Below are 24593 nucleotides of genomic sequence, written 5' to 3' on the forward strand. Positions count from 1 at the left end.
GAATTGAATTACCTCATCGAGTCTAGGTCACCCGGGGGCCACTGTAAAGCCGAGACAGCCCCAGCAGAACGAGGCAGCCCCGTATGCTCGAAGCGTGGCCCACGAATCCAAGCGCATCTCTACCCGAATCGGCTCCATTGCGGAGTCCGCGACCCTCAAGGTGGACGGCAAGGCGAAGGCCCTGCAGGCCGCCGGCCGGCCGGTCATCAGTTTCGCCGCGGGCGAGCCTGATTTCCCCACCCCGGAGCACATCGTCGAAGCCGCCCTACTGGCGGTCCGCGACCCGAAGAACCACCGGTACACCCCGGCGGCCGGGCTGCCCGACCTGCGCGAGGCCATTGCGGCCAAAACGCTCCGTGACAGCGGCTTGGCGATTTCGCCCAGCCAGGTGGTCGTCACCAACGGCGGCAAGCAGGCCGTCTACCAGGCTTTCGCCACGCTGCTCGACCCGGGCGATGAGGTGCTCGTGCCCACGCCGTACTGGACCACCTACCCGGAGTCGATCCGGCTGGCCGGCGGCGTGCAGGTCGACGTCTTCGCCGGCAGTGACCAGAGCTACCTCGTCACCGTCGAGCAGCTCGAGGCGGCGCGCACGCCGCGCACCAAGGTGCTGCTGTTCGTGTCGCCGTCCAACCCCACCGGAGCCGTCTACTCCCCCGAGCAGACGAAGGCCATCGGCGAGTGGGCCGAGGAACACGGCCTCTGGATCGTCAGCGACGAGATCTACCAGAACCTCACGTATGACGGCGTGCGTGCGATCTCGATCGTCGAGGCCGTCCCCGCGCTGGCCGACCGCACCATCCTGGTCAACGGCGTCGCCAAGACCTACGCGATGACCGGCTGGCGGCTCGGCTGGATGGTCGGCCCGCAGGACGCGATGAAGGCCGCCGCCAACCTGCAGTCGCACCTGTCGTCGAACGTGTCGAACATCTCCCAGCGCGCCGGCATCGCCGCACTCAACGGCCCTCAGGATGCCGCGATCGCCATGCGGGATGCCTTCGACCGCCGCCGACAGGTCATCGTCGCCGAGCTGAACACGATCCCCGGCATCGTCACGCCGACGCCGCAGGGGGCGTTCTACGTCTACCCCGACGTCACCGGCCTGCTCGGACGCACCTGGGGCGGCGTCACCCCGACCACCTCCCTGGAGTTGGCCGATCTTATCCTGGACCAGGCCGAGGTGGCCGTCGTGCCCGGCGAGGCGTTCGGCCCCAGCGGCTACCTGCGCTTCTCCTACGCGCTCGGCGACGCGGCCCTGCTCGAGGGCGTGCAGCGCCTCCAGCGGCTGTTCGCCTAGCGCAGCGCGCCAAACGGCTCGCCGGTGAACCGACAGCTTTGGGGGGGGGGTCAGAAGCCCTCCTGCCCCCCACTTCCTGTCGGTTCGGCCGGGGCTGTGGACAATCTCCGGCACCCTGTCCACGCTCGAGCGCCGCACCGCCATCCTGCGACGGATGCCACCCGGCGCCTTCCTCAGTCATCACACCGCCGCCCTGATCGTCGGCATTCCGCTGCCGTTCTCGCTCTCCGAGCGGGTGGAGGTGCACATCGGCGTCGAAGGTCCGCGTCATCGTCGTCACGCATGGATTACTTCGCCCCACCAGGAGGGAGCCCTGGCAGGGCGCATAGCCGCGCACCTGGGCCGTCGTGGCTGGACGGGTCAGGTTCGCCACCGAAACGCCGACGCTTCCACCGAGAGGCCGGGCATGGGACTCTTTTCTCATGAAACTTTCTCCCTCGGCCGTGTGCGTGAGCGACCTGCACAAGTCCTACGGAGGCTTTGAGGCGATTCGTGGGATCAGCTTCAATATCGAGGCCGGTGAGACCTTCGCCCTCCTCGGCCCGAACGGGGCCGGGAAAAGCACCGCGATCGAGATCCACGAGGGCTACCGCGACCGCACCGCGGGCGAGGTGAGCGCGCTCGGCGTCGACCCGCAGCGCGGCGGCCTCGCCTGGAAGTCGCGCCTCGGCATCGTGCTGCAGTCCACCGGGGAAAGCGGCAACGTCACCGTCACCGAGCAGCTCACCCACTTCGCCGGCCTCTACCCGCAGCCGCGCCGCGTCGACGTGGCACTGGGCATCATCGGCCGGCCGGAACTCCTGTTCCTGGACGAGCCCACCACGGGCTTCGACCCCGAGGCACGGCACCAATTCTGGGACCTCGTGCGCCGGCTCAAGGCCGACGGCACGACCATCCTGCTCACCACCCACTACCCCGACGAGGCCGCGCAACTGGGCGACCGGGCCGGCGTGATCAACGACGGGCTCCTGATCGACATCGGCGCCATCAACGAGATCGGCGGGGCGGATGCGTGGGTGCCGCTCGTGCGCTGGCGGGAACCGTCCGGGGTGCTCCGGGAAAAAACGCACACCGGAACCGGCGCGCCTCGTGGCCGAGCTCGTGGCGGCATCCGGTGCCGAGCCGGCCGAGCTTGAGTTGATCCGGCCCAGCCTGGAGGACATTTACCTCGGCCTGGTGCGCGGCAACCGGGCGCCGAGCGACGACGCCGACGCCGACGCGAAGTCGGTGGACCTCCTCGATGACGACACGGAGTTGCTCGCATGAGCACCGTCGACACCGGCACCGGCACCGGCACAACGACGACCGCCACGGCTTCAGCGCCGCGACCGAGCATCGGGCTGGTCACGGTGCTGCGGGTGGGCTTCTCCCGGGCCGGCTCCGAGACCCGGATGTATTTCCGTACCACGGACAGCGTGTTCTTCACCTTCCTGTTCCCGCTCATCATGCTGGCCATCTTCACGGCCGCGTTCGGCTCCTCCGGCAAAATCGGCACTGCGCCGGACGGCACCGGCGGCATCAGCGTCGGCGCCTACTACCTGCCCGGAATGCTCGCCGCGGGCATGCTGCTCTCGGGGGTGCAGAACCTCGCCGTGGACATCGCCGGGGAGAAGGGCGACGGTACGCTCAAACGGCTCGGGGGCACCCCGCTCTCGCCACTCGGTTACTTCATCGGCAAGACCGGGCAGGTGTTGGTTACCGGCATCTTCCAGGCGGCGCTGCTGATCCTGGTGGCCCGCGTCCTGCTCGGCATCGACCTGCCATCCGACCCCGCGAAATTGCTGACCTTCGGCTGGGTGTTCCTGCTCGGGATCATCACGAGCGCCTTCCTCGGCATCGCGCTTTCCGCCCTGCCGCGCTCCGGCAAGAGCGCCACCGCGGTGGTCATCCCCATCGTGCTGATCCTGCAGTTCATCTCCGGCGTCTACCTGCAGTTCTACCTGCTGCCCGACTGGATGCAGAACGCGGCCAGCGTATTCCCACTGAAGTGGATGGCGCAGGGCATGCGCGGAGTGTTCCTGCCCGACAGCTTCGCGAACCTTGAGCAGAGCGGTTCCTGGGACTTTCCGCTGATCGCGCTGAGCCTGCTCATCTGGCTGGTGGTGGGGCTCGTGCTCAGCCGGGTCACGTTTCGCTGGATCCGCAAGGACACCTAGGAGCGTGAGTCCTGAACGGCTTGTTGTGTCGCTCCCGGAAGGTCAGAGCTGACCGCACCGCGTGGACACTGTTCATCACAGGATGAGCACCGGGCCCGGCGTCGAACCAATTCGACGGAGATTTTGGGCCAAACACCCGTTTTTGAGCCCAAACGCGCTGTTCAGAGTGAAATCTCCGTCGAATTCGTTCGGGACGAGTTGCGGCAGGACCCAGACTCGACCGACATGGCGTTTGCAGCGCACGTCCATCCCGCGTCGCGGTCCACTGCGCGCCTGCGTCGGCCTCCAGAACAACCTCCTCGGAACCCCGAGCCGCGAACCCCCATCGCCCGCAGCCATCAGGGCTCACTCACCGAACGACACCCGGCATTGTCGGCTCGGGCCACCGCGAGCACACTGGCAACATGACCGACGCACCCGAGAGCCAGACGACGCCGTCGGCCGCGGGGCCCGGCACTCCCCCCACCCCCTCCGACGGGAGCAACGACTTCTTCGCCGCAATCCGTTCCACGGGGATCGTGCGCGGGAGCGACCGCTGGCTGGCCGGCGTCTGCGGCGGAGTCGCACTGCGAGCTGGGCTGAACCCCACGCTGGTGCGAGTTGTGACCATTGCGCTGGGCGTCCTCGGCGGTCCGGTTCTGTTCACGTACGCGGTCGGCTGGGCTCTCCTGCCCGATCCGACCGGTCACATCCATGCCGAACAGGCCGTTCGCGGCATCTTCCCGCCCGTCATGATCGGGATCATCGCGCTGGTGGGCATCAGCTTCGCCTCGTACACGCGCAGCCTGTGGTGGCAGAGCCCGGCGGCCGTGCTGCCCGACTGGCTGGAGACCACACTCGCGGTGGGCTGGAGCGTCGGGGTGACGATCGGGCTCATCTGGCTGGTGTTCTTCCTGGCCCGACGCACCACGGCGCCGGCCGGCGGGTACCCGCACAGCACCGCCGCGGAAGCCATCGGGGCCGGTGTCGCTTTTGGGGCGATGCAGCCCGCCGAAGCAGCGGGCAGCTCCGGGACAGCCGGCACAGCCGGCGGCGCCGTCACCGTCGGCGGCCCTGCCGCGCCACCACCCGGACGCGGCTCCTGGCGCGACCTTCGCCCCGGAGCCGGCTTCAGCGCGATCGTTCTCGGGTCGGCATTGCTCTGCGGCGCGGTCGCCGCCGGTGTGTGGTCGGGCGGCAACTGGTCGGATGCCGCGCTGGTGCTGGGCCTGGCCGTCACGCTGGGGGTGCTGGCCGTTGGCATCATCGTGTCGGGCATTCGCGGAAAGCAGAGCGGCGCCCTGGGTGGGTTCGCCTTCCTCGCGGCGGTGGCCCTGGTGCTGCTGGGCCTATTCCCGAGCGGCACCGCGTTCTTCCTGGTCGGCATCCCGGTCTGGACGGTCAGCGCCGATGCCGACGCTGCTCCCCCGGGGTATGCCGTGCTCTCCGGCCGGGCCACCATCGATCTCACCGCCCTCAACGCGGCGAGCGTGGAGGACCGCACGATCGATATCTGGATGGGCGTGGGCGTCACCGAGCTGATCCTGCCCCGCGGCCGGGCCGTGCTGGTGGAGACGAATGCGCTGGCCGGCGGGATCGACTACGTCGGCGGCTCGGTCGCCGTGCAGCAGGGCGGCGCCTTCTACTCTGACTCGCGTACCTTCAACGACGACGGCACCGGCACCGTGGCCCGCGTCCGCGTCTGGACGGTGCTCGGCCAGGTCACCGTCGTCGGCCCCTCGCGTCTGGAACCCTGATGACCACGACCCCCGACCCGAACCAGCTGCCGAACGAGCCGCCGAACCCGCCGTTCGCCCGGCCGCTCGACGATCAGCCCACGGATGCCGTCACGTCCGTGACGGCATCACCTGGCCCCGCGCCCGCCGAGCCCGAGGGCCATGGGGAGAGCGGTCACGAGGTGGAGGTTGAGACCACCCGTGCAGCCCCGGCTCACACGGTCGCCTATCCGAGCCCCATCCCCGACTACGCGATGGAGCCCTCCGTCGAGCCGCCAGCGACGGCACCGGCGTTTCTCGCCTCGGACCCGCCGTTTCCGGTCGCGCCGGTGCCGACGGCCCGCGCCGCGGCCCCGACCGCCGCCGCCGCCGAACCGGCGTACCCCGAGGCATCCGTGCGACCCCTCCGCCGCCCCCTGTTCAGCACGATCGTCTGGGGAGTGATCCTGCTCGCCCTGGCCGGCTACGTGCTGCTCGGGGTGCTGGTGCCTGCTCCCGCCGATCCCACGCTCTGGCTGCTCGGCGGCGTGATCGTGATCGGACTCCTGCTCATCGTGGTCGGCATCATCGCCGCGCTCCGCCGCGCCGGCTGATGCCCCCGCCCGCGCTCACACCCCGGTTTGACGGCTTCAGGCCCGCGAGAGCGGCGCGGGCCGCGCTAGGCGTCGAGGCCGACGAGCACGGGCTCGGGCTGCAGGATCACGCCGAACTCGGACTGCACGCGAGCCTCCACCAGCCGGGCGAGCTGCGCGATCTCGTCGGCGGTGGCCCCGCCAGTGTTGGTCAGCGCAAGGGTGTGCTTGCTGGAGATCGCGGCGCGGGAGCCCGGCAGCCGGAAGCCGCGCGAGATCCCGGAGTGCTCGATCAGCCAGGCGGCGCTCAGCTTCACGAGCGGCACGGACCGCTCCCCGGGGATCGGTCCGACGCCGGCATACTCGTCGAGCGGGATCACCCGGTCGGGCAGTTCCTGCTCGCCGAGCGGCCAGCGGGGCACGGCGTCCGGCAATGTGCGCGAAAACGCCAGCGACACGATCGGATTGGTGAAGAAGGAGCCGGCGCTGCGGGTGTCGGCGTCATTCGGGTCGAGCACCATGCCCTTCCCGGCGCGCAGGGCCAGGACGGCGCCCCGCAGCTGCGCGAGCGGCACCCGGTCGCCCAGCTGCACGCCGAGTGCGCTCGCGAGCTGCGGGTAGGACACCGGCCGGCTGAGCGCGCCGCCGAGAACGGATGCCTCGCTCTGCGTGTCGTGCAGGTTCAATTCGACCGCGATCACCAGACCGCGGAGCCCCTGTTTCAGAGCCGAGGTGCGGTAGCCCAGTTCGAGCTCGCCAGCCTCCATCCGTCGCCGTTCGCCACTGTCGTAGTCGAGGAAGTCGATGGCAGCCAGGCTGTTGCCGAGTTCCTGGCCGTAGGCGCCGATGTTCTGAACCGGGGAGGCCCCGGTCGAACCGGGGATGCCGGAGAGTGCCTCGATACCGGACCAGCCCTGCGCCACGGTGTAGGCCACCAGCTCGTCCCAGGGCTCGCCGGCCTGCACTCGCAGCACCAGCCGGTCCGGGTGATCAGACGGCGAAGGGGACGCGGGAGAGGAAGCCGAGACAACGTCCACCCCGCGGGTCAGCACCCGGATCACCGTACCGTCGAAGCCCTCGTCGGCCACGATCGTGTTCGATCCGCCGCCGAGCAGCAGCCACTCATCGCCCGAGGCCCACACGATCAGGGTCTGGTCGACAAGGTCCTGCTCGGTGGCGGGCGACACCATCCGGGCGGCAGGGCCGCCGACGCCCATGGTGGTCAGGTCGGCAAAGGTCGGCGCGGAGGCAGCGGGGCTCGTCATCGGGAACGACCACTCAGACCAGGCGCACGCGTGCCTGCGCCTTGCCCAGCACAGTCACCTCGCCCGACGACACGATGAGGTCGATGCGGGCGACGCCGGCATCCGTGTCGATGGCGCCGACCTTGGCGACCACGGTCACGACCGCCGCGCCGTCGGCCGGCACGAGCACGGGGCGGGTGAACCGCACCTGATAGTCCACGATGCGGCCGGGGTCGCCGACCCAGGCGACGACCGGCTGAACGGCGAAGCCCATGGTGAGCATGCCGTGCGCGAGCACGCCGGGCAGTCCCACGGACACGGCCACGTCGTCGCGGTAGTGGATGGGGTTGAAGTCTCCGGATGCCCCGGCGTAGTGCACGAGGGAGTCGCGCGTGAGCGGGAACGTGCCTTCGGCGACGACGTCTCCGACGGTCAGGTCGGCGAGGCGGGGCGTAGCGATGATGGTCATTCGTCTCCCCTGACGACGAGGGTGGAGGTCGCGGTCACGACGTGCGCGCCGGCGGCGTCGACGATGGTTGACACGGCCGTCACCATGGAGTGGCCGCCGAGGCTCTTTACGCCGCCCACGTGGAGCGTGGCGGTGAGTTCGTCACCGGCCACGATCGGGCGGCTGAACGTGAACCGCTGGTCTCCGTGCACGACGCGGGTGAAGTCGATGCCGGCATCCGGGACGGCCAGAAGCTGCGCCAGGGTGGCCTCCTGAACGACCACGGCGAACGTGGGCGGGGCGACGACGTCGGCGTAGCCCGCAGCGCGCGCGGGTTCCGGGTCGAGGTTGATCGGACTCGTGGCAAAGACCGCGCGGGAGAACTCGCGCACCTTCTCCCGGCCGACGAGATAGGGGGCGACGGGCGGGAAGACCCGGCCCTGCAGTTCGGGGTTGACAGACACAGGCCGAGTTTACCGGCCTCGGCCGGGGACGGCGCCATCGGGCAGACTGGCTGGTGTGAAGATCAAGCGCGTGCGTCTGGGTGACCCTGAGGTGGTCCCGCTCCTGGCCGACCTGGCGCGGGAGTATGACGAGCGGTACGGCGACGGCGACTCGGTGCACGACGTGCCGGCGGATGCCTTCGCCCCGCCGAGCGGCACCTTCCTCGTGCTGCTCGATGGGGGCATGACGGTGGCGGGTGGCGGCATCCGTCGCCTGAGCGAGACGACCGGCGAGGTGAAACGGATGTGGACCAACCCGGCCTACCGCCGGCAGGGCCACGCCGTGGCCCTGCTCGCCGCCCTCGAGGAGGTGGCGCAGCAATTCGGCTACCGGCACCTGCGCCTGGAGACTGGCCACGCGCAGCCGGAGGCGCTCGCGCTGTACCGGCGCCTCGGCTACCGGGAGATCGGCAATTACGGGATCTACGAGAACGCGACCGGGTTCGAGCGCACGTTTGCCTCCCCGGAACGCCCCGCCTGACAGTCCGGCATTGGCCTGCGACACGCCCGCTTGCTAGCGTAGACACGTCATGCCTAACAAATTAGAGCCACACCCCGACCTTCCCATCGACCTGCCCACGGCCGAACGCATCCATGCGGCCGTCGCGCATTATGGCGAACAGGCCGTCATCGACAATTCCGTCGCGCTACTCCGCGCCAAGAACGCCGGCAAGGACTTCCTGCTCTACGCCGGCGGACGCCACGCCCTGGGCATCCTCGAAGGTGCCCCCGCCCTCTACTGGCCCGAGCTGTGGGGTGCCCGTGCGCTGCTCTACGTCTGGGGCGAAACGGCGGCACCGTACATCGTCGTCGGCATGAACAACCAGGCTTGGCGGGTGCGCGAGATGTGCGCCAAGGTCGTCCTGCTGCGCGGCCTCGAGGTGGCGCCCAAGCTGGTGCGCCTGACCACCGACGAGGTTCCGCGCGTGCGCGCCGCGGCCCTGCACGCGCTGGCCGCCCAGGGCACCGCCGACCACCTCGCCACCATCGTGCAGCGTCTGCGCGACCCCGACAAAGAGGTGCGCCGCGCGGCCCAGCAGGCCCGCGACGTGCTCAACGCACGGTGGAACCTTACGGTCGAGCAGGGCCAGGGCACCGAGCAGACCCACGGAACCCGGCACACCCACCCGAGCGAGTAGCCGAGCCCGGAACCGGGACACACACACAGTACCGAGACGGGGGGTCCGGATGTTCCATCGCTTTGTGGCCATGGGCGACAGTTTCACCGAAGGCGTCGGCGACGACCTGCCGGGCGGCCAGGTGCGCGGCTGGGCCGACCTGGTCGCGCTCGGGCTCGCCGCGGCATCCGCCCACCCCGTCTCCTACGCCAACCTCGCCGTGCGCGGTCGGCTGCTCGGCCCGATCGTGGCGGAGCAGCTGGAGTCCGCGCTCGCGCTCGGCCCCGACCTGCTCAGCATCTGCGGCGGCGGCAACGACGTGATGCGGCCGCGGGTCGAGATCCCCTATGTGGTCGACCTGATGCGGCAGGTCGTCGACCGGGCCGAGGCGCAGGGCGTGCACGTGCTGGTGCTCAGTGGCGGCAATCCCTCGCACCACCTGCCGCTCGGCTACCTGATGCGCCGGCGCGGCGATCAGCTGGCGGATGCCGCGCGCGCCGCCTTCGACCGGCCGGGCGTCACGCTCGTCGACAATTGGGCCGACTCCGAGCTGGAGCACAAGCGGTTCTGGTCGGTCGACAAGCTGCACCTCAACGCGCTCGGGCACACCCGGGTGGCCACAAACGTGCTGGCCGAGCTGGGGGTGCCGGTTCCGGTGGAGTGGCTGGATGCGCCCGCCGCGGCCGACGAGCAGGTGCAGAGCACGACCGCGTATTACCGCGAGTTCGTGCTGCCGTGGATCGGACGCCGGCTCACCGGACGCTCCTCCGGAGACGGCCGCCCGCCCAAGCGGCCCACCCTGGAGCTGGTCGATGTAGCCTGATTCAAGTGAGCCAGCTTGGATTGACGGCGATCGATTTTCGGCGGTAGATTGCATCGATAGTCATCAATGTATGTAGGTCTCAGTCGAGGGAGAACGCCATGAGCGAGAACAGTAACCCGGTGCGCGAAGAGGTGCGGTCCCGCTACGCGAGCGTGGCCGTCTCGGTTACGAATGAGGGGCGTCGGTCGCTGCTCACCGAGACGCCTGCCGGCGGCTGCTGCGAACCGGCCGCCATCGACGAGAACCTGGTCTTCGGCTCCGCGCTCTACGACGACGCGTCGACCGCTGACCTCCCGGGCGCGGCCCTGCTGGCGAGCCTCGGCTGCGGCAACCCCACGGCGGTCGCAGACCTGCAGGCCGGCGAAACCGTGCTCGACCTCGGCTCGGGCGGAGGCATCGACGTGCTCCTCTCCGCCCGCCGGGTCGGCCCCACCGGGTTCGCCTACGGCCTCGACATGACCGACGAGATGCTCGACCTGGCCCGGCACAATGCGGCCGCAGCCCAGGCGCAGAACGTCCAGTTCCTGAAAGGCACGATCGAGGAGATCCCACTGGGCTCCGGCAGCGTCGACGTCGTCATCTCCAACTGCGTGATCAACCTGTCGACGGACAAACCCGCCGTGATCGGCGAGATGTTTCGCGTGCTGCGGCCCGGCGGCCGCGTCGGAGTGTCCGACGTTGTGGCCGAGAACCACCTCGCGCCCGCCCATCGGGCCGAGCGCGGCTCCCACGTGGGCTGCATCGCCGGCGCGCTCTCGATCACGGAGTACGAGTCCCTGCTCGCCGCCGCGGGCTTCGAGCAGGTGAGCGTCACCCTGACCCACGAGGTGACCGACGGGATGCACGGCGCCATCGTGCGGGCGGTCAAGCCGGCCGGCGCCGCCTAGACCGCGGTGGGTACGCGCAGTAGGGCACCCTCCCGGCGGCAGGTGGCGGCCGCGATCAGCATGGCGTCGGCCAGCAGGGCCTGCCAGCCCGCGGCATCCGTGGGCACGCCCCTCGTCAGCATGGTCTGCACGGCCCCGGCGAGGGTGGCGTCGCCCGCGCCCATGGTGTCGACGACGGCGCCGGGAAGCACGGCGATCGGCTCACTGACCCGCAGATCGGCACCGCAGGTAACGGATGCCCCCGCGCGCCCGGCCGTGGCCAGCACCGTCTGCGTGCCGGCAGCCAGCAGCCGCTCCCGCAACTCCTCGAGGGTGCTGCGGTAGAGCAGCTCGGCGTCCTCGTCCCCCACCTTCGTGAGGAGGCTCCGGGCAGCGATTCGTTCGAAGTTCGCCACGAACAGGCCGCCGTCGGCGAGCATGCCCGAACGCGGGTTCGGGTCGATCACGAGGCGGCGTTCCGGCTCCGCGACCGCGGCGATGAAGGCATCCGTCTGGGCCGTGTCGTCGAAAGGGAAGCAGCTCACGACCACGAGGCGGGCGTTGTCCAGGGCCGCGCGCTCGGCCGGGCCGAACTCGATGCGGCGCTTCCGCGCGGCCTCGTTGAAGGCGTAGGTGGGCTCGCCGTCGGTGCGGTCGGAGGTGGCGCGGGAGCTGCCAAACGGCCCGGGTGTGGCGACCAAAGTCACGTCGTGCGCGGCGAGGAACTCGCGCAGCCGGGCACCGTCGGCGTCGTCGCCGACCATGGCGATCAGGGTGGTCGGCACACCGAGCACGGCCAGGCCGACGGCCACGTTGAGGGCGGCGCCGCCGGGGAACTCCAGGCGGGACCCCGGGCTCAGCATCTCGTCGATGAGTGCGTCGCCGACCACGACCACCCGGTTCTGCTCAGTCAGGTTCTGCTCAGTCAGGTTCTGCTCAGTCAGGTTCTGCTCAGTCAGGTTCTGCTCAGTCAGGTTCTGCTCAGTCAGGTTCTGCTCAGTCATTCGGTCTCTCCCTCGCCCCTGCCAACAACCCTGTCGCACCAAGCCTAGGTGAGTGAGTCCTCATCGATATTGAACCAATTCGACGGAGATTCTCGTGCAGAACTGCTTTTTAGGCGTGGGGTGACCCGTGGTTTCCGGACTGGGTCCGTAGTTTCATTATGCGGCCAGGGTCAACTCTGCCAGTCGCTCGTGTGGTGTGGCATAGTTCAGGGTTTGGTGCAGGCGGGCCGTGTTGAAGTGGTGGATGTAGCTGATCACTTCGGCTCTCGCGGCTCTGCGGGTTGTGAAGGTGCGCCAGTTGAGTCGTTCGCTCTTGAGTTTTGAGAAGAACGTTTCGGCGGCAGCGTTGTCCCAGCACTGCATCCGGGCGCCCATGGAGCGGAGGATGCCGTGCGTGCCGCAGTACTTCGTGAACCGTTTCGAGCGGTATTGAACGCCGTGATCGGAGTGGAAGACGGCGCCGGGCTTCACATGCCCGGTCTCGATGGCCATGTTCATCGCCCGGGTGATCAGCTGGGTCGTCATCCGGGTTCCCGTCGCGTGGCCGAGGACGGCCCGTGAGGCAAGGTCGATGACGGTGGCAACGTAGAGCCAGCCCTGCTGGGTGTGAACGTAGGTGATGTCGCCGACCATGATCGCCCCGGGCGTCAGGGAACTGAAGTCGCGCAAGAGCAGATCGGCGGGGTCGGAGACGCGCTGGGACCGGCGGTTGGCGACCTTGAAAGCGCGTGCTGCGGCGGGTGAGATCAGCCCGAGGCCCCGCATAATGCCGGCCACGGTCTTCCGGTCCACGATCATGTTCTGGCGGGCCAACGCGGCGGTTACCTTCCGGTATCCGGCCGCGCCCGCGGAGACGGCGAACGCGGTGATCACGTGCTCGGTCACCACGTCATGCCGACGCTGAGCCGGAGACAGCTCCCGGTTCACCCACTCATAAAAACCGGACGTGGACACGGCCAGCTTCCAGCAGAGATACGAAACGGGCAGGTCGGCCTTCAACCGGGCGATCAATTCGAACCGTTCTCGCGTTGATCGAGCTCCCTGAAGAAGGCCTGCGCTTTTTTCTGGAAGTCCAGATCCCGCCGCAGACTCACGTTCTCCTTCTCCAGATCCCGGATCCGTTTCCGGGCCTCCGGTGTGAGCTTCCCGCCCGGATCGATTCGCTCGAGCTTGGCATCGTTGACCCACTTCCACAGGGTCCGGTGATCGACGCCGATTTCCTCAGCGACTTTCACAATCGATTTCCCACTCACCTCCACACGGGCAAGGGCCTCCGCCCGGAGCTCGGGCGTGTACCGCCCATATTTTCGCTGTGCCATAAGTCCATCCAATCTCAACTTCTCAGAAAGACTGTCCGGAAACCACGGGTCACCCCAGCGCGTTGAGGGGCAATTCTGCCAGAATCTCCGTCGAATTCGTTCGGGGCGCTAGCCCGAGCCGGCCTGTGTCAGCCCGAGCCGGCCCGCGTCACCCCGCGTCAGCCCGCGAAACCAAATGCGGCCGCGTTTGTCCAGACCCTTCCGCCGGGCGCGGCATCGTCGTACGCTCGAACACAGGCAGGGTGGCTCCCCGAACACCGGTCCTTAGTCCCTGATTGCAGGGTCCGTATGAGACCGGAGCGAAGCACCCCTCGTCGGGGGCAGGACATCATCGGGGTGACCTGCCCCCACACTCCGACACGTACAGTCGGAGCATGGCTCCCGATGCACCCACCCCGTGGATCTCCGCCGACGAGATCTTCGCCCGCGTCGGCGTCGGGGCCGCGGCGCAAGCCCTGCAGGTCGCCGTGCGGGCTGGGCTCGACCCAGCGCTTGATTTCAGCCGCAGCATCCTGCCCCTCGACCGGGGCCAGCTGCTGCTCATGCCGTCGCAGTCCGCCGAGTTCGTGGGCGTCAAGATCGCCACCGTCGCGCCGGGCAACCCGCAGCTCGGCCGGTCACGCATCCAGGGCGTCTACCTGCTGATGGATGCTGCCACGCTCAGCCCGGTCGCCCTGCTCGACGGCATCGCACTGACGACTCTGCGCACCCCGGCGGTGTCGGCGGCCGTCGCCGACCTGCTCGCGCCCGCCGAGGTGGAGCACCTCGTGGTGTTCGGCTCGGGACCCCAGGCGCGCGGGCATGTCGAGGCGATGCGCGCCATCCGCCGGGTCGGTCGGGTCACCGTGGTCGGCCGGCACCCGGGCCGCGCCGAGGCACTGGCCGAGCAGGTGCGGGCGGGCGGGCTGCCCGCGCAGACCGGCACCCCCGGCGCCGTGGCCGACGCTCAGCTCATCGTCTGCGCCACCACCGCCCGCACCCCGCTGTTCGACGGGTCCCTGGTGCCGCGGAACTCCTGCACGGTGGCGGTCGGGTCGCACGAGCCCGACGCCCGCGAGGTTTCCAGCGAGCTGATCGGACGCGCGCAGGTCGTCGTCGAAGACAGCCAGGTCGCGCTGCGGGAGGGCGGCGACGTGCTGATCCCGCTCCGGGAGGGCATGATCCAGGCCGATTCCCTGGTGCCGATGCGGGACATCCTGACCGGCACGGTCGCCGTCGACCAGTCGCGCCCCCGCGTCTTCACGAGCTCCGGCATGTCCTGGCAGGACCTGGTGGTCGCCCAGGCCGTCTTCCGCCCGTAATCCCACCGCGCGTGTACGCCGTTCATCACGGAGCGCCGTGTGTAGCGTCGAACCAATTCGACGGAGATTTTCTCATCAAGGCGCTGTTTCAGAGGGTTTGAGACCGTTTCAGGCAAAATCTCCGTCGAATTCGTTCGGGCTGGATTTAATGCAGGCGAGCGCGATCGCGCGCGCTCGCTGAGCTGCAGCCGAACCCGGCTTCAGCCGATGGCCGCGGGCGACGGATGTGACGGGGCCGGCACCGCGAGCACGTCGGCCGCCGCCCGTAGTCGGTGCCCCTGCTCCACCCGCTGTCCCCACGAGGTGCCCGCGATGATCAGGCCTGCCCCGAGCACCGCCACCAGGCCGAGGTTCTCACTGCCGAGGCTCACCCCCACGACCACCGCCCAGACCGGTTCGGTGCCCATCAGCAGGCTGGCCCGAGCGGCCGAGGTGTGCCGGATCGCCCAGGTCTGGGCCAGGAACGCGAACACGCTGCAGGCCAGACCGAGGTAGAGCACCCCGAGCCAGGCGGCCGGACCGAAGGCGCCGATCGCCCGAAGTGTTCCCGGCGCATCCGCTGCGGTGAACACCAGGGCACCCACGGCGGCCTGCACCAGCGTGATCGTGAGCGTCCCGGGCCGGCGGCCGGCGCCGTCGGCGCGGGTCACCCGGCCGACCATGGTGACGTGCAGGGCGCGCACGAGCGCTGCGGCGAGCATGAGCAGGTCGCCAGGGTTCGGGGCGCGAAAACCGTTGCCGGAAACGAGCAGCGCTACCCCGACGACCGCGAGCACCGCAGCCACGAAGAACGAACGCGGTAGCCAGTTGCGCGCCGCGACCGACTCGAGGATCGGGGTGAGAATGATCGTCAGGCTGATGATCAGGCCCGCGTTGGTGGCCGAGGTCACGGCCACGCCGGCCGTCTCCAACCAGAGAATCGCCGCCTGAGTGAGCCCGAGCAGCGCGCCCCCGGCCAGCTCGGCGCGGGTCGGCCGCCGAGGCCGGCTCAACGCCCAGATCAGCAGCAGCGCCAGCGCAGCCACCAGAAAGCGCAGCGCGAGCACGGCGCCCACGCTCGCCTGCTCGGTCAGCACCTTGGCGGCGAGGTAGCTGCCACCCCAGACCAGCGCGACAAGCAGCAGGACGGCGTCGATGCGGTAACGTCCGAGCCGCGGGAGGAAGGTCATGGGCCAATGCTGCCGGGCGGCATCTGTTAAGTCCAGATCACCAATTCTGAACTAACACTTTAGTGTTTGCTTATGGATCTGCATCAGCTCTTCATCCTGCGGGAACTCGGCGAGCGCGGCAGCGTCGCCGCGGTGGCCCGCGCGCTGTTCGTCTCGTCGTCGGCGGTGTCGCAGCAGCTGTCCGCGCTGCAGCGCAGCACGGGCGTGGCGCTGACCGAACGACGCGGGCGCAGGCTTGTGCTGACACCCGCCGGCACGGCTCTCGCTACCGCCGCCGCCAGCGTGTCCACGGCGATGGCCGCCGCCGAGCAGTCGGTGGCACGTTTCCACGAAGAGCCGGCCGCGCCGGTGAGCCTGTCGGCGTTCCACAGCGCCGGGCTGGCCTGGTTCGGGCCTCTGATCTCGCGACTGGCCAGTCCGGCCGGACCCACCGGGACGCCAATCCGGTGCGGCGACGAGGATGTCGCACGGCAGGATTTCCCGGCACTGGTCGCCGACTACGACCTCGTCATCGCCCACCGGCTGCCGCACGATCCCCTCTGGCCGCAACGGGTCACGGTCACCCCGCTGCTCTACGAACCGCTGGATGTGGCGCTGCATGTCGGACATCCTCTGGCCGGTCGGTCGTCGGTGTCGGTCGCCGACATCGCCGACGAGCCCTGGATCGCCGGGCACCCGGGCTTCCCGCTCGCGGAGGCGGTGAATGTCGTCGCGGCGAGCGCCGGGCACCCCCTACGGATCGAGCACCGCATCAACGAGTTCTTCGTGGCGGCCTCCGTGGTCGCTTCGGGGTCCGCGATCGCACTGCTGCCCCGGTACACGATGGCCCCGGCGCCAGGGTCCGGCCTGGTGCTGCTGCCGATCGACGACCTGCGGGTCGGCCGCCAGATCGACGTTCTCAGCCGCCCCGAGACGCTGCTACGGGCGTCGGTGCGCCGGGTGCTGGGCGAGCTGCGAGCGGTGGCCGGCTCCCGCACGGAATGACCGCTGCGTTGAGAGGATGTCCGACTCACCGGCATGGTCAATGTCGCCGAGGTCTTCCAGCGGACACTCTACCCCGCGAGAGCGGGGACGGGCGACGGTTGCGCCGCCTCACCAGTCGACGGCATACCGAAGACGGCGACGAACCCTGCGGGCGGAACTGTGATCACGGTATCGGCCCCCCTCAGAGCCGTTGGGCGGGAGGAAATGACTACCGTCCATTGATGCTCCGGGCGCGCGGATACGCAACGGCGCCGACCGTGGAAACAGCAGAGAAAGAACTTACCCGCGATCCCGGGCCGCGATCCCGGGCCGCGATCCGTTCGAGCTCGTCGCCGATGCCGATGTCGGCCACGACGATCCGTCCGGCCAGGCTCGCCGCGGGTTCCCGCAGCAGACCTGGTTTGCAGCCTCCGAACGTCACCGTCAGGTGCGCGGGCAGCACGGTGGGGTCCGGCACGGCGCCGTCGTCGACGCCGATCCCGCTGGGCAGGTCCACCGCCACCACGAGGGGCGCACCGGGGTCGTGCAGCGAGGGAAGGATGGCCGCCACCACCTCACGAGCCCGCCCGCGGAGCGCCGGGCTGGTGCTCGTGCCGGTGCCGAGGATGCCGTCGAGGATCACGGCGGATGCCCGCGCCACCCGGGCGAGAGCGGCATCCGTTTCAGCCAGGGGCAGCAGCGCCGCCCCGGCCGCCAGGGCGGCGCTGAGGCCGCCGTCGTGGAGCTGTGCCGACGTGGGCACGATGGTCACCAGGGCACCCTGCGCGGCCAGCAGCGCGGCCGCGTGCAGGGCGTCGCCGCCGTTGTTCCCCGCACCGGCCAGCACCAGCACCCGCGCGTCCGGCACTCCTCCGCTTTCCGTGAGCAGCTCCTCGAGCAGGGCCGCCGTCTCCGCGGCGAGCGCGGCCGATGCCCGCTCCATCAGCGGCACGCCCTCGGCCAGGAAGGGAGTCTCGGCCTCGCGCATCTGGGCGGCGGTGTAGGTTTTCACGTCGCCAGAGTACTCCCGCGGCGGTGCGGCTCACGGCACCGAGGGCGACCGGCCGAGCCCTGCCGAGATCTGTCCGTGCCCCCCGTGCCACCCGGTTCGCACCCGTCTCCCATCCTGACCGGGCATGCTGAAGTCCTGATCGCCCGCCACTCCGGCCGGCGCGCGACAAGAGAGCTGAAACAGTGGCCGGCGCACGCGGCATCACCCTTCCGAAACTGACTCTGGCCACCGAGCGGAGCCGCCCGGCTCCCCCGCGGCCCTTCCTGCAGCGCGGCCGCCGCTTCGCCGAACTCGTGCGCATCGCCCGGAAGAATGGACTGCTGCCGGTGCGGCGGCTCGACTTCACGACCAACCCGAGCGGGGCAGCCGTTCGCGCCGTGCAGGCCGAGGGTCTGCGGGCCGCGCTGGAGGAGGCCGGTGGAGCCTTCGTCAAGATGGGCCAGCTGCTCTCCACCCGATCCGACTTCCTGCCCCCGGAATTCGCCCGGGCCCTCGCGACGCTGCAGCAGAGCGTGAAGCCCGCCCCCTGGGACGAGGTCGAACGGATGCTGGAGGAGGAGTTCGGCGGACCCCTCGCCGGCGTCTTCGCCAGCTTCGATCCCGACCCCATCGCCGCGGCCTCCATCGGCCAGGTGCACCGGGCGACCCTGATGAACGGCACTGTGGTGGCCGTCAAGGTGCAGCGGCCCGGGATCGTGCCGGAGCTGCGGCGCGACGTCGCCATCGCCGTGCGGGTGACGAACCTGATGAGCCTGGCGTCTCCGCAGGCCAGAACTCTGGGCATCAAGGCGGTCGCCGAGGACTATGCGGCCGACCTCGTGCGCCAACTGGACTTCCGGCTGGAGGCGCTGAACCTCTCGGCCATGCGCGCCCTCCAGCTGCGCGGCCCGCGGGCCGGCGACCTGCGTTTCCCCGAGCTGTTCGAGTCTCTGTCCAGCGATCGCGTGCTGGTGATGGAGTACCTGTTCGGCGACACGTTCAGCGACCTGAACGAGACGTCCGACGCGCCACGGGCCGAGCTCGGCGCCGCCATGCGCACCGTGCTCAGCGCCTTCGTGCGCCAGATCGTCTTCGACGGCGTCTTCCACGCCGACCTGCACCCCGGCAACATCATGCTGCTGGCCGACGGCACCCCCGCGCTAGTCGACTTCGGATCGGTGGGCCGGCTCGACCTGCAGCTGCGGGAGACGATCCAGGAGCTGCTGATCGCTTTTCTCCAGTCCGACACCCAGCTCATCGCCGACGGGCTCCTCAAACTCGCCCCGCTGCGGGACGGTGCGGACGAGAAGTCGTTCCGCCGCGAGCTGAGCGCGTTCATCACGTTCGAGTTGGGGCCCGGCGCGCGGGTCAGTGTGCTGACCGTGGATGTCCTGGTGGCTATCCTCACCCGGTACGGCGTGGGAATCCCCGCCGAATTCGTGGCGGCTGCGCGGGCGTTCGCGGTGCTCGAGGGCACCCTGCGCTCCAGCATGCCGGAGTTCGACCTGCTCGAGGAGTCCCGCAGGCTGGCGAGCGTGCAGATCCGCGACCAGATGGCGCCGGCCAACGTGCGCGAACTCCTGACCACCGAGCTTCTGGCCCTGCTGCCCAGCGTGCGCCGGCTCCCCCGGCGTTTCGACCAGATCGGGCTGGCCCTCGAGATGGGCAACCTCAACGTCAATGTGCGGCTGCTCGCGGACCAGAGCGACCGGCGGCTGCTCACCGGGCTGGTGCGGCAGAGCCTCCTGGCCCTGGTCGGCGGGGCCGCCGGGGTGATGTCCCTGGTCTACTTCACGACACCCGCACCGGCGGACCCGGGGGTCATCAGCACGGTGACGGCCGGGTTCAGCCTGGGTGCCGGCTCCGTGGTGCTGCTGATTTCGGCGTTCGTGGATTCGCTCGTGACCCGCAGCCGCGCTTGACCCGTGCGACTGAATCGAGCGACTGCCACGTGCATCGGGAAACGACGAAGGCCCCGTCTGAGGCAGGGCCTTCGTCATACGTTCTGGTAGCGGGAGCGGGAATTGAACCCGCGCCACCACGTTTATAGTCGTTCCGATTCAATCAATCGACCCCACGCTACGAATCCTCGCCAAAGTTAAATCTGACTAGGTGTTCCCTGTAAGAAGTGCGCTCAGACTATCTCACCACCTCGATCCGCCTAGGAGCCTGCTGATTTATCCGACAGATTAAGGCGCGCCTTTGTCGGTTTCGGCCGAAGTGTTTAGGACTTGGTTCATGCAGGGTCGTGATGATGGTCAGCGTCAGTTGTTGGATGTCTGTGCGTTCGCCGGGCACATGCTGCCGGTTGGGTCGGTGTTCGTTTTCCTCGCTGAGCACCGGCAGGAGTTATTCCCCGATGACGCGTTCGCGGACTTATTCCCGTCGGGTCGGGGCCGGCCCTCGATCTCCGCGGACGTGATCGCGTCCGTGCTGGTGCTGCTGACCCTGCACTCGTTATCAGACCGGGAAACAGCGGAAGCTGTCACGTTCGACCTGCGCTGGAAAGCGGCGTGCGGGTTCGGGTTGACGGAAACCTCGTTCCATCCGACGGTGTTGACGTATTGGCGCCGCCGTTTGGCGGCGAGCACGCACCCGCACCGTATTTTCGAGGCAGTGTCTGAGGTTATTGCGCAGTCGGGGGCGCTGTCGGGCCGGAGGCGCCGGGCGTTGGACTCCACGATTCTCGATGACGCGGTCGCCCGCCAGGACACGGTCACGCAGTTGGTGGCGCAGATCCTCCGGGTCGGGCGGGAGGTCCCGGGCGCGGCCGCCGTCGCGGCCGGCCTGCCCGGACATGACTACGCGAAGCCGGGCAAACCGGACATCGCTTGGGACGATAAAGGGGCCAGGGACGAGCTCGTTGCTCGCCCTCGTCGCGGGCCAGGACGTTGAGCCGGCCGAGGGCCCGGACGGCACGGATGGGCGGTCGCGGATCGCCCGGAAAGTCGCACCGGACCGGGTGATCTCGACTGTTGACCCTGATGCCCGCCATGCACACAAGAGCCGGGAGAAGAAGCAAGACGGCTTCAAAGCCCCCATCGCGATCGAGCCCGACACCGGCTTGGTGACCGCGGCCGCGTTAACGAAAGCGTCCGGGGCGGAGAATAGTGACGCTGCCCGCGGCGCCGGGCTGGTCGCCGCCGACACGAGTATCGGGTCCGAACCAGTTGAGGTCCTCGGCGATTCTGCTTATGGCAGCGGCGACCTATTCGCCCAGGTCACCGCCGCGGGACACACACCGATCATCAAACCGATGCCGCTTAGCCGGGCGGTCCCGGGCGGGTTCACGATCGATGACTTCATCATTGACGAGGCCCACCGGACGGTGACTTGTCCGGCGGGGAATACCCGGCCGATCACCTTGAAACGCAACGTGACATTCGGCGCCGTTTGCGCGGGCTGCCCGCCCAGGGCTCAGTGCACGACCGCCGTCGACGGCCGCAAAATGGTGTTGCATCCGCAGCAACAGATCCAACGTGAGCACCGGGCACGCGCCCTGAACCCAGACTTTCAAACCGTTTACCGGCAGCACCGGCCCATGGTTGAACGCTCGATCGCATGGATGACTCGCGGCGCGAGACGAGTCCCTTACCGCGGCGTGGTGAAGAACCACGCCTGGTGGAACACCCGCGCCGCCGCAATCAACCTGAAACGACTCCTGGGCCTCGGACTCACCACTCAGAACGGGGTTTGGGCCCTTGGCTGAAGATTCCGGGCAAGGCAGAGACCCCCGCACTCGCGTCGACAGAGACGACCTCGCCGGCCAGGCCAAACCCGCAACACCGAATCGTTCCCACGAGCAGCCCAAATACACCCACACGCGGCTCAAAAAACGGCCTACCCGACTCGCCGGGCCCACTGCAGCCATCTAAATCAGCAGGCTCCTAGCCGATGCCGCCGCCCTCGTTGAGATCGGCGAAGCGGGCCTCGTGGCTATCGGCAATTCCCTTCCGTGCCGGCTGACCTGTCAACGCTCCTGCTGGCACCCGGTGCGTGGGGCGATCGCGCCACCATTCAGGACCGGTCGGTCAGCTCTGCGTAGTGTTCGCACTTGTTTCCTGAGATGGCGGTGACGGCGTCTCTCCTCGCGGGACGACGAGCAGTTCCGAAATGCGCCGGCGATCCATCGCCGTGACTTGCAGACTGATGTCGTTGAGTTGGACGACATCACCCATCCGCGCGAGACGTCCGAGCCGTTCGATCACGAAACCGGCGATGGTATCGGATGCGCTTACGGGCAACCGCACGCCAGTCGCCTCTTCAAAGTCCTGGAAGTTGAGTCGGCCGTCAAGTGACCCTCTCCCTGACTGGAGGTCATGAGCGAGCGAGTCTATGTCGTATTCGTCGAAGATTTCACCGACAACTTCCTCCACGAGGTCCTCGAGGGTGACGATGCCGTCGGTTCCGCCGTATTCATCGACGATGACGGCGATCTGATGTTTTTCTGCTCTCATTATCGTGAGAGTCGGGAGCACCCGCGCGGTCGCTGGGAAGTACAAGATGGGACGCATGATTTCGCGAACCTGCTTGTCGGGATTCTTTGCGATCATCTCGTAGAGGTCCCGCACGTGGACAAAGCCGATGATGTCGTCGATGGTGCGATCGATGACCGGGTATCGCGAGTACGGCAGGTCATGCACTTCGGTAAATACTTCGCGAACGGATACCGTGCCGTCCAGGGCTGCGACTTCGGGACGGGGCCGCATAATCTCGCTGAGCTGGCGGTGCCGCAAAGAGAACACGTCGTCGAGGATCCGCCGTTCGTCTTCGGGTAGCCCCTCATGGCTCGAAACGATGTCTCGCAGTTCCTCTTCGGTCATCTCCTCGCTGGTTTTGTGCGGGTCTCCGCCGAGTAGACGAACGATCACGTTCGTCGACCTCGACAGCAGCCAGATAACCGGGCGCATCGCGACAGCAAACCCATTGAGTGCGGGCGCGACTGCGTAGGCGAATGCTGAGTTGCGCTGGATCGCGAGACGTTTGGGGGCGAGCTCACCGAGTACCAGAGACAGATACGCGATCACGAGGGTGAGCGCGATCGTGGCAACCGTGGCAGCAAGCGCTACGTTGAGGCCCAGGGCGACGAATAACGGCGCTACCGATGGAGCGATTGAGGCGGCCCCGTAAGCGGCGGACGCAAACCCGGCTACGGTAACGCCGATCTGTACGGCTGCGAGAAACCGATTGGGGTTGCGCGCCAGAGCCGCGACCTTCTCGCCGCGCCGCCCGCGGGCCGCGATCGCATTGAGTTGGCTATCACGGAGCGTGACGAGCGCCATCTCCGTGGCTGCGAAAACCCCGCCGATCAGGACGAAGATGAGGACGAGGGTGATGTTTAGTACGAGATCGCCGTTCAAAATGTCTCGACCGTCGACATGAGGGGAGGGGTCGAGACGCAGGGTCTATGACCGTCGGGAGATGGCTCGTGAGGAGTCCTATGCACCCATAGAGGATACCAAACGTCTCCGGCGGAAAGCTGGATTTAAGATTGCCCGATTGCGTGTTCCTTTCTGGAACGACCATGAGACAACTGAGGACCGGCATTGGAACGTCTCGTAACTCTAGGGTTGCGAGACGGGCGAGGTTAGCCATGAGAGTGGTTGCCTGGAAGACGAGCTATCGGTGGCGCTCTTCGCGGGGTGGCTGGTAAGTGGATCCGCAGTCATGTCCTTCGCAGAGGGGCGACGCCGTTTGTTCGATCGGAGCGGTGTAGGTCTCGGGCGAATCGAGCCAGAATGACTGGCTTCTCGGTAATCAGACCGTGTGTCGATCGCGGGACCACAGCTAGCTCTGCGTTTGGAAGCGCGTCGTACATCACGAGCAAGTGACTGAACTGCACCTCGTCGTCATCGCCGACGATGATGAGAACTGGGGCCTTCACGTTGCTAAGCCGAGCCAGGCTGAGATCCGGTTCTAGGAGTCCCCCATGATCTGCGGCGGGTCCTCCTCACTGAGAACGCCGTCCAACCACCCGTCATGGTGGAAAGCCGCTCCGCCAAATACCAGCGTTGAGACCAGGTCCGGACGGCGAAGCGCCAGGTAAAGCCCGACTATTGCCCCATCGCTCCACCCGAAAACATGAGCATTGGCGACGTCGCGGTCGTCGAGAACCTCAGCCATCGCATCGGCCATCTGCGCGAAGGACCACGGCCGTGATGAAGACCGAGCCCCACGCCAGTTGGCGCGGGAAGAGATCCGTGACTTGGGCCAGGTGCACCGAGAGCTGGCCAGGGTCATCCAGTGTATGTCCAGGACGTCAGCGGAGAACGCCCGCGCATGGTGGTCGAAGATTGCCACACTGCCTGACCGGGTTGCCCAACCGCGCCCTTTACGGGGAACGCCTCGCGGGGGCGGTGGCGAGACTTGAGCGCAACGGCGGAATGGTGTGCGTGATGTACCTCGACATCGACGACCATCAACGACACTCTCGGGCACGGCGGGGGCGACGATATCCTTATCGAGTTTGGGAAGAGACTGGCCAGCGTGTTGCGCCCCACCGATACGGTGGCGCGCTTCGGTGGGGATGAGTTCGTGATCCTCTGCGAGAACTTCGGTGGCGTGGGCGATGCCGAACAATTGGCGGCTCGGGTCGTGGCCGTGACCGCCGCGCCATGGGATGCCCAGGGCTGGTTCATGCCCGTTCACGTGAGCATTGGTTTCGCCGTGGCGGATTCTGCCACAACAGAGCCATCGGCATTGCTTCGTGACGCCGACACCGCTATGTACTCGGCTAAGAATGTTCCTGGTTCCATGTCGGTACAGGCACCCAGTCGGCGGGCAGAGCCGCAATAGCCTCATCATGGAGCCGTCTCAGCCAGTAGGTCATGACGGTGCGGGCTGAGGAGGCGCGCCGCCCGCAGACCGCCAAGCCGCCGTGGGCGGCTCTTGCTCCCTCGATTACCACGGTGCCCGAGAGGTCAATCCGGCAAATCACAGGTGGCGGGGTGGCAATATCTGCCTCCGCGCCGACAGTGCCGGCCACAGATATGACTCAGCCATGGCTTGCCGCATGATCGCAGCGCGCTGCTGTCGCAGTGCACGCTTGCCGAGTGATGTGCGTTTCCGCTTTATGCGGATCTGATGCATCCGATTCAGTACCCA

General features: G+C 68.2%; 24 protein-coding genes and 1 pseudogene. 15 read left to right on the plus strand and 10 right to left on the minus strand.

Features of this window, described 5'->3' with window-relative positions:
* The first annotated feature begins 94 nt into the window (after positions 1-94).
* The 6 genes from CXY81_RS08220 to CXY81_RS08240 all read left to right on the plus strand — a co-directional run bounded on the left by CXY81_RS08220 (position 95) and on the right by CXY81_RS08240 (position 5761).
* Entirely contained in the window at positions 95-1297 is a 1203-nt protein-coding gene (locus tag CXY81_RS08220) for a pyridoxal phosphate-dependent aminotransferase (protein ID WP_104170384.1), read from the plus strand.
* 422 nt (positions 1298-1719) lie between these two features.
* The gene (locus CXY81_RS08225) at positions 1720-2433 is read left to right on the plus strand and encodes an ABC transporter ATP-binding protein (RefSeq protein ID WP_369828359.1); all 714 of its coding nucleotides are present in this window, start codon (positions 1720-1722) and stop codon (positions 2431-2433) included.
* Positions 2387-2563, plus strand: coding sequence for a hypothetical protein (locus tag CXY81_RS17480; RefSeq protein WP_369828360.1), 177 nt, complete (start codon positions 2387-2389; stop codon positions 2561-2563). The genes CXY81_RS08225 and CXY81_RS17480 overlap by 47 nt, the downstream gene beginning before the upstream one ends.
* Positions 2560-3453, plus strand: coding sequence for an ABC transporter permease (locus tag CXY81_RS08230; protein ID WP_104194562.1), 894 nt, complete (start codon positions 2560-2562; stop codon positions 3451-3453). Before CXY81_RS17480 ends, CXY81_RS08230 begins: the two co-directional genes overlap by 4 nt.
* Positions 3454-3857: 404 nt before the next feature.
* Entirely contained in the window at positions 3858-5189 is a 1332-nt protein-coding gene (locus tag CXY81_RS08235; RefSeq protein WP_104194563.1) for a PspC domain-containing protein, read from the plus strand.
* Positions 5189-5761 carry a tetraspanin family protein gene (locus CXY81_RS08240; RefSeq protein ID WP_104194564.1) on the plus strand — a complete coding sequence of 191 codons (573 nt, stop codon included), beginning with the start codon at positions 5189-5191 and terminating at the stop codon, positions 5759-5761. The genes CXY81_RS08235 and CXY81_RS08240 overlap by 1 nt, the downstream gene beginning before the upstream one ends.
* A 65-nt stretch (positions 5762-5826) precedes the next feature.
* Here the strand turns inward: CXY81_RS08240 and CXY81_RS08245 are convergent, their stop codons facing one another.
* The 3 genes from CXY81_RS08245 to CXY81_RS08255 are packed head-to-tail and all read right to left on the minus strand — an operon-like array spanning position 5827 to position 7896.
* On the minus strand, positions 5827-7005 hold the full coding sequence (locus tag CXY81_RS08245) for a UDP-N-acetylmuramate dehydrogenase (RefSeq protein ID WP_104194565.1): 1179 nt from the start codon (positions 7003-7005) through the stop codon (positions 5827-5829).
* A gap of 13 nt (positions 7006-7018) precedes the next feature.
* The gene (locus CXY81_RS08250; protein WP_104100750.1) at positions 7019-7453 is read right to left on the minus strand and encodes a MaoC/PaaZ C-terminal domain-containing protein; all 435 of its coding nucleotides are present in this window, start codon (positions 7451-7453) and stop codon (positions 7019-7021) included.
* Positions 7450-7896, minus strand: a complete 447-nt coding sequence (locus CXY81_RS08255; protein ID WP_104194566.1) for a MaoC family dehydratase N-terminal domain-containing protein — start codon at positions 7894-7896, stop codon at positions 7450-7452. The genes CXY81_RS08250 and CXY81_RS08255 overlap by 4 nt, the downstream gene beginning before the upstream one ends.
* 55 nt (positions 7897-7951) lie before the next feature.
* Here CXY81_RS08255 and CXY81_RS08260 point away from each other — a divergent pair, with 55 nt between their 5' ends.
* The 4 genes from CXY81_RS08260 (at position 7952) to arsM (ending at position 10763) form a co-directional block, all read left to right on the plus strand.
* Positions 7952-8416 carry a GNAT family N-acetyltransferase gene (locus CXY81_RS08260; protein ID WP_158252033.1) on the plus strand — a complete coding sequence of 155 codons (465 nt, stop codon included), beginning with the start codon at positions 7952-7954 and terminating at the stop codon, positions 8414-8416.
* Positions 8417-8465: 49 nt separating this feature from the next.
* Positions 8466-9074: a HEAT repeat domain-containing protein gene (locus tag CXY81_RS08265; protein WP_104170378.1), complete on the plus strand. Its 609-nt coding sequence runs from the start codon at positions 8466-8468 to the stop codon at positions 9072-9074.
* A gap of 49 nt (positions 9075-9123) precedes the next feature.
* Entirely contained in the window at positions 9124-9876 is a 753-nt protein-coding gene (locus CXY81_RS08270) for an SGNH/GDSL hydrolase family protein (protein WP_104194567.1), read from the plus strand.
* 98 nt (positions 9877-9974) lie between these two features.
* Positions 9975-10763, plus strand: coding sequence for an arsenite methyltransferase (gene arsM, locus CXY81_RS08275; RefSeq protein WP_104194568.1), 789 nt, complete (start codon positions 9975-9977; stop codon positions 10761-10763).
* Here the strand turns inward: arsM and CXY81_RS08280 are convergent.
* The 3 genes from CXY81_RS08280 to CXY81_RS08290 all read right to left on the minus strand — a co-directional run bounded on the left by CXY81_RS08280 (position 10760) and on the right by CXY81_RS08290 (position 13065).
* Positions 10760-11746 (minus strand): carbohydrate kinase family protein, encoded by a 987-nt coding sequence (locus CXY81_RS08280; protein ID WP_104194569.1) that lies wholly within the window; start codon positions 11744-11746, stop codon positions 10760-10762. The two genes, arsM and CXY81_RS08280, sit on opposite strands and share 4 nt — an antisense overlap.
* Before the next feature lie 156 nt (positions 11747-11902).
* Entirely contained in the window at positions 11903-12757 is an 855-nt protein-coding gene (locus CXY81_RS08285) for an IS3 family transposase (protein ID WP_199183037.1), read from the minus strand.
* On the minus strand, positions 12754-13065 hold the full coding sequence (locus tag CXY81_RS08290) for a transposase (RefSeq protein WP_104194571.1): 312 nt from the start codon (positions 13063-13065) through the stop codon (positions 12754-12756). The genes CXY81_RS08285 and CXY81_RS08290 overlap by 4 nt, the downstream gene beginning before the upstream one ends.
* A 374-nt stretch (positions 13066-13439) precedes the next feature.
* Here CXY81_RS08290 and CXY81_RS08295 point away from each other — a divergent pair, with 374 nt between their 5' ends.
* Positions 13440-14366 (plus strand): ornithine cyclodeaminase family protein, encoded by a 927-nt coding sequence (locus CXY81_RS08295; protein ID WP_104194572.1) that lies wholly within the window; start codon positions 13440-13442, stop codon positions 14364-14366.
* Between the two features lie 200 nt (positions 14367-14566).
* On the opposite strand, the gene CXY81_RS08300 is transcribed toward CXY81_RS08295, so the two are convergent.
* Positions 14567-15535 (minus strand): DMT family transporter, encoded by a 969-nt coding sequence (locus tag CXY81_RS08300; RefSeq protein WP_104194573.1) that lies wholly within the window; start codon positions 15533-15535, stop codon positions 14567-14569.
* Positions 15536-15607: 72 nt separating this feature from the next.
* On the opposite strand from CXY81_RS08300, the gene CXY81_RS08305 reads away from it, so the two are divergent.
* A complete protein-coding gene (locus CXY81_RS08305) occupies positions 15608-16519 on the plus strand; it encodes a LysR family transcriptional regulator (RefSeq protein ID WP_104170372.1) in 912 nt (303 codons plus the stop codon).
* A gap of 208 nt (positions 16520-16727) precedes the next feature.
* Here the strand turns inward: CXY81_RS08305 and CXY81_RS08310 are convergent, their stop codons facing one another.
* Positions 16728-17510, minus strand: coding sequence for an NAD(P)H-hydrate epimerase (locus tag CXY81_RS08310; RefSeq protein WP_233194069.1), 783 nt, complete (start codon positions 17508-17510; stop codon positions 16728-16730).
* Positions 17511-17692: 182 nt separating this feature from the next.
* On the opposite strand from CXY81_RS08310, the gene CXY81_RS08315 reads away from it, so the two are divergent.
* Positions 17693-19411: an AarF/ABC1/UbiB kinase family protein gene (locus CXY81_RS08315; protein ID WP_104194574.1), complete on the plus strand. Its 1719-nt coding sequence runs from the start codon at positions 17693-17695 to the stop codon at positions 19409-19411.
* A 316-nt stretch (positions 19412-19727) separates the two neighbouring features.
* Positions 19728-21198: pseudogene (locus CXY81_RS08320) on the plus strand (IS1182 family transposase).
* Positions 21199-21520: 322 nt separating this feature from the next.
* Here CXY81_RS08320 and CXY81_RS08325 read toward each other — a convergent pair.
* Together CXY81_RS08325 and CXY81_RS17485 are read right to left on the minus strand one after the other, a co-directional pair.
* The gene (locus CXY81_RS08325) at positions 21521-22849 is read right to left on the minus strand and encodes a hemolysin family protein (protein ID WP_104170428.1); all 1329 of its coding nucleotides are present in this window, start codon (positions 22847-22849) and stop codon (positions 21521-21523) included.
* 556 nt (positions 22850-23405) lie between these two features.
* Complete coding sequence (locus CXY81_RS17485; protein WP_369828365.1) at positions 23406-23729, minus strand: alpha/beta fold hydrolase; 324 nt, start codon at positions 23727-23729, stop codon at positions 23406-23408.
* Positions 23730-23906: 177 nt separating this feature from the next.
* Between CXY81_RS17485 and CXY81_RS08335 the strand changes: the two genes are divergently transcribed.
* The gene (locus tag CXY81_RS08335) at positions 23907-24284 is read left to right on the plus strand and encodes a diguanylate cyclase domain-containing protein (protein ID WP_104194576.1); all 378 of its coding nucleotides are present in this window, start codon (positions 23907-23909) and stop codon (positions 24282-24284) included.
* Positions 24285-24593: the final 309 nt, after the last annotated feature.

This window comes from Cryobacterium sp. M25 (genome assembly GCF_002929635.1).
Classification (GTDB): Bacteria; Actinomycetota; Actinomycetes; order Actinomycetales; family Microbacteriaceae; genus Cryobacterium; species Cryobacterium sandaracinum.

Excerpts from the sequence above, each read along its gene's own strand:
- CXY81_RS08225 (WP_369828359.1), top strand. The coding sequence starts at position 1,720 with ATGAAACTTTCTCCCTCGGCCGTGTGCGTGAGCGACCTGCACAAGTCC.
- CXY81_RS08230 (WP_104194562.1), top strand. The coding sequence starts at position 2,560 with ATGAGCACCGTCGACACCGGCACCGGCACCGGCACAACGACGACCGCC.
- CXY81_RS08235 (WP_104194563.1), top strand. The coding sequence starts at position 3,858 with ATGACCGACGCACCCGAGAGCCAGACGACGCCGTCGGCCGCGGGGCCC.
- CXY81_RS08240 (WP_104194564.1), top strand. The coding sequence starts at position 5,189 with ATGACCACGACCCCCGACCCGAACCAGCTGCCGAACGAGCCGCCGAAC.
- CXY81_RS08245 (WP_104194565.1), bottom strand. The coding sequence starts at position 7,005 with ATGACGAGCCCCGCTGCCTCCGCGCCGACCTTTGCCGACCTGACCACC.
- CXY81_RS08250 (WP_104100750.1), bottom strand. The coding sequence starts at position 7,453 with ATGACCATCATCGCTACGCCCCGCCTCGCCGACCTGACCGTCGGAGAC.
- CXY81_RS08265 (WP_104170378.1), top strand. The coding sequence starts at position 8,466 with ATGCCTAACAAATTAGAGCCACACCCCGACCTTCCCATCGACCTGCCC.
- CXY81_RS08270 (WP_104194567.1), top strand. The coding sequence starts at position 9,124 with ATGTTCCATCGCTTTGTGGCCATGGGCGACAGTTTCACCGAAGGCGTC.
- arsM (WP_104194568.1), top strand. The coding sequence starts at position 9,975 with ATGAGCGAGAACAGTAACCCGGTGCGCGAAGAGGTGCGGTCCCGCTAC.
- CXY81_RS08280 (WP_104194569.1), bottom strand. The coding sequence starts at position 11,746 with ATGACTGAGCAGAACCTGACTGAGCAGAACCTGACTGAGCAGAACCTG.
- CXY81_RS08290 (WP_104194571.1), bottom strand. The coding sequence starts at position 13,065 with ATGGCACAGCGAAAATATGGGCGGTACACGCCCGAGCTCCGGGCGGAG.
- CXY81_RS08295 (WP_104194572.1), top strand. The coding sequence starts at position 13,440 with ATGGCTCCCGATGCACCCACCCCGTGGATCTCCGCCGACGAGATCTTC.
- CXY81_RS08300 (WP_104194573.1), bottom strand. The coding sequence starts at position 15,535 with ATGACCTTCCTCCCGCGGCTCGGACGTTACCGCATCGACGCCGTCCTG.
- CXY81_RS08305 (WP_104170372.1), top strand. The coding sequence starts at position 15,608 with ATGGATCTGCATCAGCTCTTCATCCTGCGGGAACTCGGCGAGCGCGGC.
- CXY81_RS17485 (WP_369828365.1), bottom strand. The coding sequence starts at position 23,729 with ATGACCCTGGCCAGCTCTCGGTGCACCTGGCCCAAGTCACGGATCTCT.